Source organism: Cupriavidus sp. WGlv3 (assembly GCF_023952475.1).
Lineage (GTDB): Bacteria > Pseudomonadota > Gammaproteobacteria > Burkholderiales > Burkholderiaceae > Cupriavidus > Cupriavidus phytorum.
Genome location: NZ_JALHRX010000015.1, coordinates 141347 through 155425, shown reverse-complemented (window position 1 = coordinate 155425; position 14079 = coordinate 141347). Strand labels below are relative to the sequence as shown.

The window sequence follows — 14079 nt, the reverse complement described above, 5'->3', positions numbered from 1 at the left end:
TCGCGCGCGGCCGCGCCGCCGCCTTCGGCTAGCTTTGCGATCTTTTCCTGCAGGTCGGCAACCAGATCCTGCATTGCCTGCGCATTGGTCCTGAACGACTCGGAGCGGGCGTTCAGCTTGGTTTCAATTACCGCCATAGGGGCCTCGGGCAGTCGGTTATCGGTTGTGTAGGGTTTATCTGTCGGGCCCGGAGCTCAGGCCGTCCTGGATTCATCGAGGTTCAGTTCACGCACCATCTGGTCGCGCATCACGAACTTCTGCACCTTGCCGGTCACGGTCAGCGGCATCTCGTCGACAAAGCGGATATAGCGCGGAATCTTGTAGTGCGCGATCTGGTCGCGGCAGAACGCGCGGATCTCGTCTTCGGTGGCGCTCTCGCCCGGCTTCAGCACGATCCAAGCGCACACCTCCTCGCCATACTTTGGATCGGGCACGCCGAACACCTGCACCGCCTGCACCTTGGGATGGCGGAACAGGAATTCCTCGATCTCGCGCGGGTAGATGTTCTCGCCGCCACGGATCAGCATGTCCTTGACCCGGCCGACGATATTGCAGTAGCCCTCCTCGTCAATGGTGGCGAGGTCGCCGGTGTGCATCCACCCGTCGCGGATGGCTTCGGCGGTGCGGGCCTCGTCGTCCCAGTAGCCGAGCATGACCGAATAGCCGCGCGTGCACAGCTCGCCTTTCTCGCCCACCGGCACGGTGGCGCCGCTGGCGTCGACGATCTTGACCTCCAGGTGCGGCTGGATCCGCCCCACCGTGGTGGTGCGCTTGTCGAGCGGATCGGTGGTGCTGCTCTGGAACGACACCGGGCTGGTCTCGGTCATGCCGTAGGCGATGGTGACTTCTGACATATGCATCTGCGCCACCACGCGCTTCATGGTCTCGATCGGGCACGGCGATCCGGCCATGATGCCGGTGCGCAGCGAGGAGAAGTCGTAGTCGGCGAAACGCGGATGGTCCAGCTGCGCGATAAACATGGTCGGCACGCCGTGCAGCGCGGTGCAGCGTTCTTCGCTGACTGCGCGCATGGTGGCCTCGGGGTCGAAGGCCTCGCCCGGGAACACCATCGCCGCGCCGGTCGACACACACGCCAGCACCGACAGCACCATGCCGAAGCAGTGGTAGAACGGCACCGGGATGCAGAGCTTGTCCTGCTCGGAGAAGCGCATCGCCATGGCGATGAAGCGCGCGTTGTTGACGATATTGCGATGCGTGAGCGTGGCACCCTTGGGTGCACCGGTGGTGCCGCTGGTGAACTGCACGTTGATCGGGTCATGGCGGTCGAGCTGCACCGTGATGCGGTCGAGCTCCGCGCGCGCCACGCCGGCGCCGCGCGCCAGCACCTCCGCATAGCGGATCATGCCGGGGGTGTCGCCCTCGCCCATGCGGATCACCCAGCGCAGCGACGGCAGCCGCGCGGCCTGCAGCGCGCCCGGTGCGCTGGTGGCCAGTTCCGGCGCCAGCGCCTGCAGCATGTCGAGGTAGCGCGAGGTCTTGAAGGACTCGGCGGCGACGATGGCCTTGACGCCGACCTTGTTCAGCGCATATTCCAGTTCCGCCAGCCGGTACGCCGGATTGATATTGACCAGCACCAGGCCGAGCCGGGCTGTGGCGAACTGGGTCACCAGCCATTCCACGCGGTTCGGCGCCCAGATGCCGACGCGATCGCCCCGGGCCAGGCCAAGCGCGTGCAGCCCGGCTGCCAGCGCATCGATGGCTTCGGCAAACTCGCGCCAGTTCCAGCGCACCCCCTGCTCGCGAAAAACCACGGCCTCGCGTTCCGGGAACGCTGCCACGGTCTGCGCCAGCAGCGCCGGCACGGTCTGCTCGGACAGCGCAATGCTGGTGTCGCCACGGACATGCGACAGCCCGCCGATCGGCAGAATGGTGGAAAGCGGCTCTCCCTGCATCTTCATCGTTGTCTCCAAAGCGCTCGGTTTCGACTTGAGTTGAGCACAACTCAAGGTCACGAATATCGCCGGGGTGATTCACCCGTTCAGGGTTAACCCCGTGAAGCTGCTGTCAGTGCTGCCGGGTAACCGATCGGCTTCCGGTCTCGTCACATCGGAATGACGGAAAGGTATACGGCGCAGCCGGAAAATTCAACATTAATTTGAGGCTAACTCAACTTCGGGTCGAAATGGAGTACGATGTGACGGCATTGCGCCGCGACCGACTGGTCCGCGCAGCCGCAGTTCCGCGCCCTGCACCGGGTACGGCCTATCATTCGCGCTTTCGCCTGCCGGGGATCCGACATCATGGAAGACAACGCCGCCACCCGCCGGGTCCCGTCCGGTGCCAGGGCGGAACAACGCGTCCGCGACATCCTGCGCGTCAGCCGGGAGGTGTTCGCCGAACTGGGCTACGACAAGACCACCACCACCGAGATTGCCCAGCGCCTGGGCGTGTCCGAGGCCACGGTGTTCACATACTTCCAAAGCAAGCGCAAGCTGTGCGTGCGGGTCATCGAGGACTGGTACGACGAAATCATCGACGCGGTCGAGCGCGGCATGCCGCGCGATCAGAGCACCAGGGCCCAGCTGGCGTTCTACGTGAAGACGCACCTGCGCCTGTTCCTGATCCAGGGCACCGGGCTGTGCGCGCTGGTGCTGTCGGAAGGACGGGCCAAAGGTCCGGACCTGGGGCAGGAATTCGTGCCGCTGCAGCGGCGCTATACGGCACCGCTGATGGAACTGCTGGCGCGCGGCCGCGAACAGGGCGAGATTCGCGCCGACCTGCCGCTGAGCCTGCTGCGCTCCGCCATCCTGGGGCCGATGGAGCATATCCTGTGGGATGCCATCGCGCGCGAGCGCGAGGTCGATATCGACAAGACCGCGGCGGGCATGGTGGCACTCCTGTGGCCCGCGCTGCAGCCGGCGAATCTCGAACTGGAGGCGCTGCGCGCCTTCCACGGCGAAGTCGGCGCGGCGCTGAGGAAGCTGGACGGCGCCTGACCGGAGCGCCGGGCACCGCGCGCAAAATCCTTGTACGCTGGAGGCAGCGTTGTTCCCCGGCGTTGATCCAAGCACGGAGATTGCGACATGGCCATCCAGCTCAACCACACCATCGTCTTCTCTCACGACAAGCAGGTCTCGGCCGACTTCCTGTGCGAGGTCCTGGGCCGCCCGCCGGCCGAGCCGTTCGGGCCCTTCCTCGGCGTGGCGCTCGACAACGGCGTGACCCTCGATTTCATGGACGCGCAGGGCGAGATCGCCATGCAGCACTATGCCTTCCTGGTCAGCGATGCCGAGTTCGACCACGGTTTTGCGCGGGTCCGCGCGCACCAGCTCACGTACTGGGCCGACCCGTACCGGCACCGCCCCGGCGAGGTCAATACCGATGACGGTGGCCGGCGCATCTATTTCGAGGATCCCAGCAAGCACTTCCTCGAGATCTTCACCAGGGGCTGAAGCCGGCGCGGCCCTGCCGTGCCTTTGGCGAGACACCGGCAGGCGCCGCCCCTACCGTCCTTGCACTTGGTTGATGCGGTTGCGCCTCATAGAATGAAATGGCCTGGTTTCCGCCGCCTCCAAGGACCATGCAGACCGCCGCCTATCCCTACCAGCCCGTGCGCGAGCGGCGCACGCTGACCTGCTTCCTGCTGGCCCTGCTCATGCACCTGTTGCTGGGGGCCCTGCTGTACTACGGCGTGCGCTGGCGCAATGCCGTGCCCACCGGGGTCGCGGCGGAGCTGTGGGAGCCCGTCCCCGAGGCCACCGCGCCGGAACCTGTGGTCAAGCCCGCGCCGACGCCGCAGCCCGTCGAGGAGGAAGACGCCGATATCTCGCTGCAGGAAAAGCAGCGCAAGGCCAGGCAGGCCGAGCGCGAGGCTCAACGTGAGGCCGAACAGCAGCGGCAGCGCGAAAGCCAGGCCCGCGCCGACGCGGCGCGCAAGGAGGCGCAACGCAAGGCCGCGGAAGCGCAGCGCCAGGCCAGCAATGCCGAGCGCCAGGCCAGCAATGCCGAGCGCCAGGCCGAACTGGCGCGCCTGCGCGCGCAGGCGGGCGGTGCCGGCGCCGCGGCCAACACCGGGGCCGGCTCGGGATCGTCGGCCAGGCCGTCCTCGGGCTATGCCGAGCGCGTGCGCCAGCGGGTCAAGCCCAACATCATCTTCAACGAGGATGTCGCCGGCAATCCGGCGGCGGTGGTGGCCGTGCACATGGCGCCCGACGGCTCGCTGCTATCGACGCGGCTTGCCAAGTCCAGCGGCAATGCCGGCTGGGACAACGCGGTGCTGCGCGCGGTGCAGCGCTCCGACCCGCTGCCGCGCGACAGCAACGGCGTGGCGCCGTCCAACATCCTGATCACCTTCTGGCCCAGGGACGAGGGCGGCTAGGCCCTCGCCGCCCCAGGCCGCAACCGCGTCCCGTAGCGGGCGTTATCGCATCAACGGCGACCGGATAGAACAAAATTCCAATAACCTGGCCATTATAGGAATGGGATTACAATTCAACCCTGCCTGGAAGGACAAATTGCATGCCTGTGCTACCGCCGGTCCATATCATGAATAGACAAGAACAAGCCGACGAAGCCCGCCATGACGACCGCCTCCCCCATTACCGCCTCCCCTCTTGCCGCCCGGCCGGCCGGCGCCCCGCTCGACCGGCTGGCGCTCGACCTCGCCGACATCTTCAGCAACAGCGCGCGCCTGGTTGCCAGCCACATCGCGCAGCACCTGCCCGACACCGAAACGCTGCTGACGGCGTTGCCGCCGGGGGCCTTGCTGGGCTCGGCCGACACCTATACCCGGCACCTGGTCTACGGCGATCCGCTGGAACGCTTCTCGGCCATGGTGCTGGTCTGGCGCCCTGGCCAGGCCAGCCCGGTGCATGGCCACCGCACCTGGTGCGCCTATCGCGTGCTGCGCGGCACCCTGACCGAGCAGCACTACCGGTGGGATCCCGCCAGCCGGCACGCGCGCCATGCCAACACCGTCACGCGCAGCGCGGGCGATACCTTCAGCGTGCCGGGCGGCCTGCAGCATATCCACGCGCTCGGCAACGCCAGCGACGAAATCGCGGTTTCCCTGCATCTCTACGGGGTCAGCCGCGACCATATCGCGACCGGCGTGAACCTGCTGGTGCGCGCCGACCCCTAGCCGCCCCGCTGCGCGCCTGGTGCGGGCGCCCTTTCCTCCTCTGACCGCCACGCGCCATGGACCGCTACGACAAACAGATCCTCGCCCTGCTGCAGGAAGACGCCACCCTGCCGGTGGCGGAAATCGGCGAGCGGGTCGGCCTGAGCTCGACGCCGTGCTGGCGCCGCATCCAGAAGCTGGAGGAAGCCGGCCTGATCCGCAAGCGCGTGGCGCTGCTCGACGCCGGCAAGCTCAATGCCGGCGTCACCGTGTTCGTCTCCGTCCGCACCAGCCAGCACAACGTGAAATGGCTCAAGCAGTTCCACGGACTGGTGTCGTCGATCCCGGAAGTGACCGAGTTCTATCGCATGGCGGGCGACACCGACTACCTGCTGCGGGTGGTGGTGCCCGATATCGCCGCCTACGACCGCGTCTACAAGAAGCTGATCCAGGGCGCCGAGCTGGCCGACGTCAGCTCCAGCTTCGCGATGGAGCAGATCAAGTACACCACCGCGCTGCCCCTGGACTATGCCTGAGGCGGCACTTGGCCGGCCGTAGCGCGGCGGCCGGGCCGGCCGGCACTGGCAATTTCCGCCACAGCAGCGGCTTCTGCCGCGCTTTTCAGCGCTTGCTGTTGCAAATACCCCGCATTCCGGCAGACTAGCCGCCACGCATTCCGGGCCCGATACCTGCTGCGACGCAGCAATGGCTGTAGAATATGCGGCCCCTATTCAAACGGCCGCGGCGTACGGTTATCCGCCCCGCCCCCGCCGAACCCCACGCGAGCCTTGACAGCAGGTTGGAATCACGCGCGCCCTCGTGCGCACTGCCGTCGAAACGCGATGCACGAAGGAAACAGCAGTCAATGACAAGTGGCGCACAACGAACCGCAGCCAAAGCACGAGCAGCAGCAGTCAAGGACAACGGCCAGGCCAGCCCGGCCGCGGCAAACACTGATCCGTCGGCCGACGCCGCCGCGCGCAGCCAGCAGCTGCGCGCGCTGATCCAGCTCGGCAGGCAGCGCGGCTACCTGACGCACGCGGACATCAGCGACCACCTGCCCGAGAACTTCACGGATACCGCCGCGATGGAAAGCATCGTCGGCACCTTCGCCGAGATGGGCGTGAAGATCTACGAGCAGACCCCGGATGCCGAGACCCTGCTGCTCAGCGACGGCCCGGTGGTGGCCTCCGACGAGCAGGCCGAAGAGGAAGCCGAGGTCGCGCTGGCCACGGTCGATTCCGAGTTCGGCCGCACCACCGACCCGGTGCGCATGTACATGCGCGAAATGAGCTCGGCCACGCTGCTGACGCGCAAGCAGGAAGTCGAGATCGCCAAGCGCATCGAGGACGGCCTGAACAACATGGTCCACGCGATCTCGGCGTGCCCGTTCACCGTCGCCGCGATCCTGGAGCTGTCGGCCAAGGTCGCCGCCAACGAGATCGGCATCGACGACGTGGTCGACGGCCTCAGCGACGAGACCATCGCCGAGCCGGCCGCCGCCGCCGCGGATGACGCCGACGACAGCAGCCTCGACAGCCCCGACGAGTCCGACGAAGACGACGACGACAGCGCCGATGAAGGCAGCAGCGGCCAGCAAAGCGCCGAAGCCGACCTGGCCCGGCTGCGCGACGAGTGCATGAAGCGCTTTGCGCGCGTCGCCGAGCAGTTCGAGCGCATGCGCGCCGAAAGCGAAGCCGGCCGCGCCGCCGCACCGGCCTTTGCCGCCGCGCGCGACGCGGTGCGCGAGGAGCTGCGCACGATCCGCTTTACCGCCCGCACTATCGAGCGCCTGTGCGCCAACGTCCAGTCCATGGTCGACGAGGTGCGCGCGATCGAGCGCCAGGTGGTGCAGCTGCTGGTCGAGCGCTGCGGCATGGAGCGCGAGGACGTCATCGCGCGCTTCCCCGGCAACGAGACCAACCTGGCCTGGGGCCAGGGCCTGGCCGCCGAAGGGCGCCCCTACAGCGCCGCGGTCGCGCGCGCGCTGCCGGACCTGGAAGCGCACCAGCAGAAGCTGATCGACATCCAGGCCCGCGCGGCGCTGTCGCTGGCCGAACTGAAGGCGGTCAACCGCAAGATGCTGGCGGCCGAGCGCCAGATGCGCCAGGCCAAGCACGAGATGACGCAGGCCAACCTGCGTCTGGTGATCTCGATCGCCAAGAAATACACCAACCGCGGCATGCAGTTCCTCGACCTGATCCAGGAAGGCAACATCGGCCTGATGAAGGCGGTCGACAAGTTCGAATACCGCCGCGGCTGGAAATTCTCCACCTACGCCACCTGGTGGGTGCGCCAGGCGGTCACGCGCGCCATCGCCGACCAGGCCCGCACCATCCGCGTGCCGGTGCACATGATCGAGCAGATCAACAAGCTCAACCGCCTGTCGCGCGAGATCATGCAGCAGACCGGCAAGGAGCCCGATCCGGCGGTGCTGGCCGAGCGCCTCGACATGACCGAGGACAAGGTGCGCTCGATCATGAAGATCGCCAAGGAGCCGGTGTCGATGGAGACCCCGGTGGGCGAGGACGGCGACACCAGCCTGGGCGACATGATCGCCGACTCGGACACCGCCACGCCCGCCGACGCCGCGCTGCAGGCCGGCCTGCGCGCGGTGGTGCGCGAGATGCTCGACGAGCTGTCGCCGCGCGAAGCCAAGGTGCTGCGCATGCGCTTCGGCATCGACATGTCGACCGACTACACGCTGGAAGAAGTCGGCAAGCAGTTCGACGTCACGCGCGAGCGCATCCGCCAGATCGAAAGCAAGGCGATGAAGAAGCTGCGGCATCCCAGCCGCGCGGACCAGTTGATCACCTATCTGCGCGACGCCTGAGCGGGCCTCCGCCATCCGCGCACAGAGGAGTGTTATCCATGCCTGACCCGAACCTCTCTTTCTTTGGCAGGCTCTCGCTTGCCATGGGCACGTTCTTCGCGATCCTTGGCAACCGCGAGCTGGCCGCCGGCATCAAGCGCCTGCGCGCGGGCGTGCAAGCGGCTGAGGCACCTGCCCCTGCGCCGGCTGCTGCACCGGTTTCCGCGCCGGTTGCCGAGCCCGCGCCCGCGCTGAAGGAAGCCAGCCCGGTGGCCGCGCTGCAATTGCTCGGACTGCTGCAGCGCGACGCCCGCTTCGTCGACTTCGTCGAGGAAGACATCGCGCGCTATGCCGACGCCGAGATCGGCGCCGCCGCGCGCCTGGTGCACGATGGCTGCCGCGCGGTGCTGCGCGAGCATTTCACCATCCGCCCGGTGCGCGAGGAAGCCGAGGGCAGCCGCGTGACGCTGGCCGACGGCTTCGACGCCAGCGCAGTCCGCCTGACCGGCAACGTGGTCGGCAGCGCGCCGTTCCATGGCGCCATCAGCCATCGCGGCTGGAAGGTCGAGGAAGTGCGCCTGCCGCGCCTGGCCGAGCGCCACGACGCCAGCGTGATCGCCCCCGCCGAGGTCGAGCTATGAGCGAGGCCCGCTATGCCATCGGCCAGGCCCGCTATGCCATCGGCATCGACCTGGGCACCACCCACAGCGCGGTCTCCTACGTCGACCTGGCCGCCAGCGATGGCGAAAAGACCAGCCAGCGCGTGCTGCCGATCGCGCAGCTGACCGCGCCCGGCGCGGTCGAAGACCTTGACCTGCTGCCCTCGTTCCTGTACCTGCCGCACGCCAGCGAACTGGCCCCCGGCGACCTGAACCTGCCGTGGAGCGCCGCGCGCGACTTCGCGGTCGGCGAGATGGCGCGCAGCCGCGGCGCGGGCACGCCGATCCGGCTGGTGTCCAGCGCCAAGAGCTGGCTGTGCCATCCCGGCGTCGACCGCCGCGCGGCAATCCTGCCCGCCGATGCGCCGCCCGAAGTGCCCCGCGTGTCGCCGCTGGAGGCTTCGGTGCGCTACCTGACGCACCTGCGCGAAGCCTGGGACCAGGCCCATCCCGACGCACCGTTCGGCGAGCAGGACGTCACCGTGACGATCCCGGCCTCGTTCGATCCTGCCGCGCGCGAGCTGACCGCCGAAGCCGCCGCGGCGGCCGGCTATGCCCGCATGACCCTGCTCGAGGAGCCGCAGGCCGCGCTCTACAGCTGGATCCAGAAGAGCGCCGGCCAGTGGCGCAAGCAGGTCAGGGTCGGCGACATCATCCTGGTGGTGGATGTCGGCGGCGGCACCACCGACCTGTCGCTGATCGCCGTGATCGAGCGCGACGGCAACCTGGAGCTGCATCGCATCGCGGTCGGCGACCACATCCTGCTGGGCGGCGACAACATGGACCTGGCGCTGGCGCACGTGGTGGCGCGCAAGCTGGCGGCGCAGGGCACGCAGGCCGATCCGTGGCAGCTGCGCGCGCTGACCTACGCCTGCCGCGCCGCCAAGGAAACGCTGCTGACCGACCCGGCCACCGACAGCGTGCCGCTGGTCGTGCCCAGCCGCGGCGCGAAGCTGATCGGCGGCTCGATCCGCACCGAGCTGACCCGCGCCGAACTGACCCAGACCATTCTCGAAGGGTTCTTCCCGCAAGTCGACGCCGCGGCGCGCCCGGTCACCCGGGCCCGCGCCGGCCTGACGCAGCTGGGCCTGCCGTACGCGCAGGACGCGGCCATCACGCGCCACCTGGCAGCGTTCCTGGGCCGGCAAGCGGGCGCGCTGGCCGAGATCGAAGGCCTGCAGGCCATGCAGCCCGAAGGGGCCAGCTTCCTGCGCCCCACCGCCGTGCTGTTCAACGGCGGCGTGTTCAAGTCGGGCCTGCTGGTCGAACGCATCCTGCAGACGCTCAACGGCTGGCTCGCTGCCGAAGGCGCGGCGCCGGCGCGCCTGCTCGACGGCGCCGAGCTGGACCTGGCGGTGGCGCGCGGCGCGGCCTATTACGGCTACGTGCGGCGCGGCAAGGGCGTGCGCATCCGCGGCGGCACCGCGCGCGCCTACTACATTGCGGTGGAATCGTCGATGCCCGCGGTGCCGGGCTTCGAGCCGCCGATCCAGGCGCTGTGCGTGGCCCCGTTCGGCATGGAAGAAGGCACCGAGGCCGAGCTGCCGCCGCAGGAATTCGGCCTGGTGGTCGGTGAACCGGTGCACTTCCGCTTCTTCGGCTCGTCGGTGCGGCGCCAGGACCAGGTCGGCACCCTGCTCGACTTCTGGGGGCCGGAGGAACTGCAGGAGCTGGAAGAAATCCAGGCGACCCTGCCCGCCGAAGGCCGCACCGCCGGCGAAGTGGTGCCGGTCAGGCTGCATGCGCGCGTGACCGAGGCCGGCACGCTCGAACTCGAGGCCGTGCCGCGCGCCAGCGGCGAACGCTGGAAGGTGCAATTCGACGTGCGCGGCAACGCCGATGCCTGAAGCCGCGGCAGCGGCGATCAAGCAGTCGACGAAGCAGTCGATGAAGCAATACATCGTCGGCATCGACCTTGGCACCAGCAACACGGTGGTGGCCTACGCCCGGGCCGGCTCCGACGATATCCGCGTGTTCGACATCGACCAGTTGGTCGCGCCGGGCGAGGTCGCGCCCCGCCCCCTGCTGCCCTCGCTGCGCTACCACGCGGCGCCGGGCGAGCTCAATGGCGATGACCTGCAGCTGCCCTGGCAATCGGCCGCCGCCGCGGCCGCACGCCGCACCGTGTTCGGCCGCCTCGCGGCGACGCTGGGCGCGCAGGTGCCGGGCCGGCTGGTGGCCAGCGCCAAGAGCTGGCTGTCGCATGCCTCGGTCGACCGCACCGCGCCGATCCTGCCCTGGGGCGGCGAGGAGGACCTCGACAAGATTTCGCCGGTAGTCGCCAGCGCGAGCTATCTCGGCTACGTCTGCGCGGCCTGGAACCACCGCTTTCCCGACGCGCCGCTCGAACAGCAGGACGTGGTGCTGACCGTGCCGGCGTCGTTCGACGAGGGCGCGCGCGCGCTGACGCTCGAAGCCGCGCGCCTCGCCGGCCTGCCCACGCTGCGCCTGCTGGAAGAGCCGCAGGCCGCGCTCTACGACTGGCTGTTCCACCATCGCCACACGCTGGAACAGGACCTCGCGCAAACCCGCCTGGTGCTGATCTGCGACGTCGGCGGCGGCACCACCGACCTCACGCTGATACGCGTGGCGATGCAGGACGGGCAGCCGCAGCTGACACGCATCGGGGTGGGCAACCACCTGATGCTCGGCGGCGACAACATGGACCTGGGGCTGGCGCACCAGGTCGAAGCGCGCCTGGGCGACGGCGCACCGGCGCAGCCGCGCCTGTCGGCCGCGAGCCTGTCGCAGCTGGTGGCACGCTGCCGCGCCGCCAAGGAACAACTGCTGGGCGCGGATGCGCCCGAGGCCGTCAACGTGACCCTGCTCGGCGCTGGCTCCCGGCTGGTCGGCGGCGCGCGCTCGGTGCCGGTGACGCGACAGGAAGTCGAACAGCTGGTGGTCGACGGCTTCTTCCCCAGCGTGCCGGCCAGCGAACGGCCGCGGCGCGCGCGCGGCGCCATCGTCGAGTTCGGCCTGCCCTATGCGGCCGATCCCGCCGTGACCCGCCACGTCGCCGCCTTCCTCGGCCAGCACGCGGCGCAGGCCCGCGCCGCGCTCGGCATGGAAAACGCGCCGGACGATGCCCTGCCGGTGCCCGACACCCTGCTGCTCAACGGCGGCGTGTTCCGCGCGCAGGCGCTGGCGGACCGCATCGCCGACACGCTGGGCGGCTGGCGCGGCGCGCCGCTGCAGGTGCTGCATAACGCCGATCCGGACATTGCCGTGGCCCGCGGCGCGGTCGCGTATGCGCGCGCGCGCGCCGGCCAGGCGCCGCGCATCGGCGGCGGCTCGGCGCGCAGCTATTTCCTGGTGCTCGACGATGGCGCTGTCGGCCAGCAAGGCATCTGCCTGCTGCCGCGCGGCACCGAGGAAGGCCACGAGATCCCGCTCAGCGACCACACCTTCGCCTTGCGGCTGGGGCACCCGGTGCAGTTCCACCTGGTGTCATCGGTGGCCGAGACGCCCTACCAGCCCGGCGCGCTGACCGACCTGTCCGGCGGCGACTTCGTGCGCCTGCCGCCGATCGCCACCGTGGTGCCCACGCGCGGCGCCGGCGGCCCACGCGAAACGCCGGTGCAGATCACCACGTCGCTGACCGAGGTCGGCACGCTCGAAGTCCATTGCATCAATACCGGCGATGCCGCGCAGCGCTGGCGCCTCGAGTTCCAGCTGCGCGGCAACGACGCCGCGGCGGCGCCCCCGGCGCCAACGGCCCACCCGTCGCTGCCGCAGGCTTTGGAACTGATCGACCGCACCTTCGGCGCGCGTTCGCAGGAGGTCGGGCCGAAGGAAGTCAAGCGCCTGCGCGCGCAGCTGGAGCAGATCCTGGGCGCGCGCGAGCAGTGGGACAGCGCACTGCTGCGCGAGCTGTTCGGCGCCTTGTGGGAGCGCGCCAGGCGCCGCCGCCGCACGGCGGACCATGAGCGCCTGTGGCTGAACCTGGCGGGCTATTGCGTGCGCCCCGGCTTTGGCTATCCGCTCGACGAATGGCGCGTCGCGCAGCTGTGGTCGCAGTACGACCAGGGCATCCAGTACGTCAACGAAAGCCAGAACTGGTCGGAATGGTGGACGCTGTGGCGGCGCGCCGCCGGCGGGCTCGACGAAAGCGCCCAGCTGCGCCTGCTGGAAGACATGGCCTTCTACCTGCAGCCACCAGGCAGCGCGCACTTCAAGAAACCGGCCGGGCCCACCCGGGGCGGCTATGCCGACATGGTGCGGCTGGCCGGCTCGCTCGAGCGCCTGCCCGTCGACGCCAAGACCGAGCTGGCCGACTGGCTGCTGACCCGGCTGCGCAAGCCGTCCGAGAACAACCAGGGCTGGTGGGCGGTGGGCCGCATCGGCGCGCGCATGCCGTTCTACGGCAGCGCGCACAGCGTGGTGCCGGCCGACACCGCCGGCCAGTGGCTGGACGCCATCCTCGCGCTCGACTGGAAAAAGGTCGAGCCGGCCGCGTTCGCCGCGGTGCAGATCGCCCGCATGACCGGCGACCGCACCCGCGACCTGCCCGACGAGCTGCGCGCGAACGTGGTGCGCCGGCTGGAAGCCGCCAACGCGCCGCCCGGCTGGATCGCGATGGTGCGCGAGGTAGTGGAACTCGACGCCGCGGACGAGGGACGGGTATTCGGCGAGGCGCTGCCGGCCGGCCTAAAGCTGATCGCGGGCTAGCCCGCCCAGGGCCGGCGAGTGCCCGCAAGCGCCTCGTTTGCCACTTGCCGGCGCCGGCGCAGCCGATGACCTACGATGACGGTAGGCTCCCTGGGGTCCATCGTGCAGCCGTCCAGCCGTCATCCCTTTATTGCCTTGCTCGCCGTTGCCGCCATGGCATCGGCCGGGCTGTGCCGCGCGGCCGACGATGCACGGCTGAAGCAGCGCGCGGAGATGGTCAGCGAGATTGCCGCGATCGACGCCGGCGCCGGCGTGCAGAACCGCAGCCACGGCATCGCCCCCGGCGTGATGGCCGTAATGGGCCAGGTGCCCCGCCATGAGTTCGTGCCGGACCCGCAGAAGCCGCACGCCTACGAGAACCGGCCATTGCCGATCGGCCATGGCCAGACCATTTCGCAGCCGTATATCGTGGCGCTGATGACCGACCTGCTGCGGGTCCAGCCGGGCGACAGCGTGCTCGAGATCGGCACCGGCTCCGGCTACCAGGCCGCGGTGCTGAGCCAGCTGGCGCGCGCGGTCTACACCATCGAGATCATCGAGCCGCTCGGGCGCCAGGCCTGCGAGCGCCTGAAGCGGCTGGCCTACCGGCAGGTGGCGTGCAAGGTGGGCGACGGCTACTACGGCTGGGACGAGCATGCCCCCTATGACGCCATCGTCGTCACCGCCGCGGCCAGCCACGTGCCGCCGCCGCTGATCCGGCAGCTCAAGCCGGGCGGGCGCATGGTGATCCCGGTGGGCGCGCAGTTCCTGACGCAGTACCTGTTGCTGGTCGAAAAGTCCGCGGACGGCAGCGTCAGTACCCGGCAGATCCTGCCGGTGCGCTTCGTGCCGCTGGTCGGCAAGCACTGAGGCGCGGCACC

11 protein-coding genes are annotated in these 14079 nt (G+C 69.4%); 10 read left to right on the top strand and 1 reads right to left on the bottom strand.

Features of this window, described 5'->3' with window-relative positions:
• Nucleotides 1–194 precede the first annotated feature (194 nt).
• Nucleotides 195–1919, bottom strand: coding sequence for an AMP-binding protein (locus tag MKD38_RS22695; RefSeq protein ID WP_252680258.1), 1725 nt, complete (start codon nt 1917–1919; stop codon nt 195–197).
• Nucleotides 1920–2261: 342 nt separating this feature from the next.
• On the opposite strand from MKD38_RS22695, the gene MKD38_RS22690 reads away from it, so the two are divergent.
• The 10 genes from MKD38_RS22690 (at nt 2262) to MKD38_RS22645 (ending at nt 14068) form a co-directional block, all read left to right on the top strand.
• Nucleotides 2262–2957 carry a TetR/AcrR family transcriptional regulator gene (locus MKD38_RS22690; protein WP_252680256.1) on the top strand — a complete coding sequence of 232 codons (696 nt, stop codon included), beginning with the start codon at nt 2262–2264 and terminating at the stop codon, nt 2955–2957.
• Between the two features lie 87 nt (nt 2958–3044).
• Complete coding sequence (locus MKD38_RS22685; RefSeq protein WP_252680254.1) at nt 3045–3413, top strand: VOC family protein; 369 nt, start codon at nt 3045–3047, stop codon at nt 3411–3413.
• 128 nt (nt 3414–3541) lie between these two features.
• Nucleotides 3542–4339 (top strand): cell envelope integrity protein TolA, encoded by a 798-nt coding sequence (gene tolA / locus MKD38_RS22680; RefSeq protein ID WP_252680252.1) that lies wholly within the window; start codon nt 3542–3544, stop codon nt 4337–4339.
• Nucleotides 4340–4540: 201 nt separating this feature from the next.
• On the top strand, nt 4541–5101 hold the full coding sequence (locus MKD38_RS22675; protein ID WP_252680250.1) for a cysteine dioxygenase family protein: 561 nt from the start codon (nt 4541–4543) through the stop codon (nt 5099–5101).
• 56 nt (nt 5102–5157) lie between these two features.
• Nucleotides 5158–5616, top strand: coding sequence for an Lrp/AsnC family transcriptional regulator (locus MKD38_RS22670; RefSeq protein ID WP_018004094.1), 459 nt, complete (start codon nt 5158–5160; stop codon nt 5614–5616).
• A gap of 329 nt (nt 5617–5945) precedes the next feature.
• Entirely contained in the window at nt 5946–7913 is a 1968-nt protein-coding gene (rpoD, locus tag MKD38_RS22665) for an RNA polymerase sigma factor RpoD (RefSeq protein ID WP_252680248.1), read from the top strand.
• Between the two features lie 38 nt (nt 7914–7951).
• On the top strand, nt 7952–8533 hold the full coding sequence (locus MKD38_RS22660; RefSeq protein WP_252680246.1) for a DUF2760 domain-containing protein: 582 nt from the start codon (nt 7952–7954) through the stop codon (nt 8531–8533).
• A 17-nt stretch (nt 8534–8550) separates the two neighbouring features.
• Complete coding sequence (locus tag MKD38_RS22655) at nt 8551–10398, top strand: Hsp70 family protein (protein ID WP_252680275.1); 1848 nt, start codon at nt 8551–8553, stop codon at nt 10396–10398.
• Nucleotides 10391–13219 carry an Hsp70 family protein gene (locus MKD38_RS22650; protein WP_371925732.1) on the top strand — a complete coding sequence of 943 codons (2829 nt, stop codon included), beginning with the start codon at nt 10391–10393 and terminating at the stop codon, nt 13217–13219. Before MKD38_RS22655 ends, MKD38_RS22650 begins: the two co-directional genes overlap by 8 nt.
• A gap of 75 nt (nt 13220–13294) precedes the next feature.
• Complete coding sequence (locus MKD38_RS22645; RefSeq protein ID WP_252680244.1) at nt 13295–14068, top strand: protein-L-isoaspartate(D-aspartate) O-methyltransferase; 774 nt, start codon at nt 13295–13297, stop codon at nt 14066–14068.
• The last annotated feature ends 11 nt before the right edge of the window (nt 14069–14079 follow it).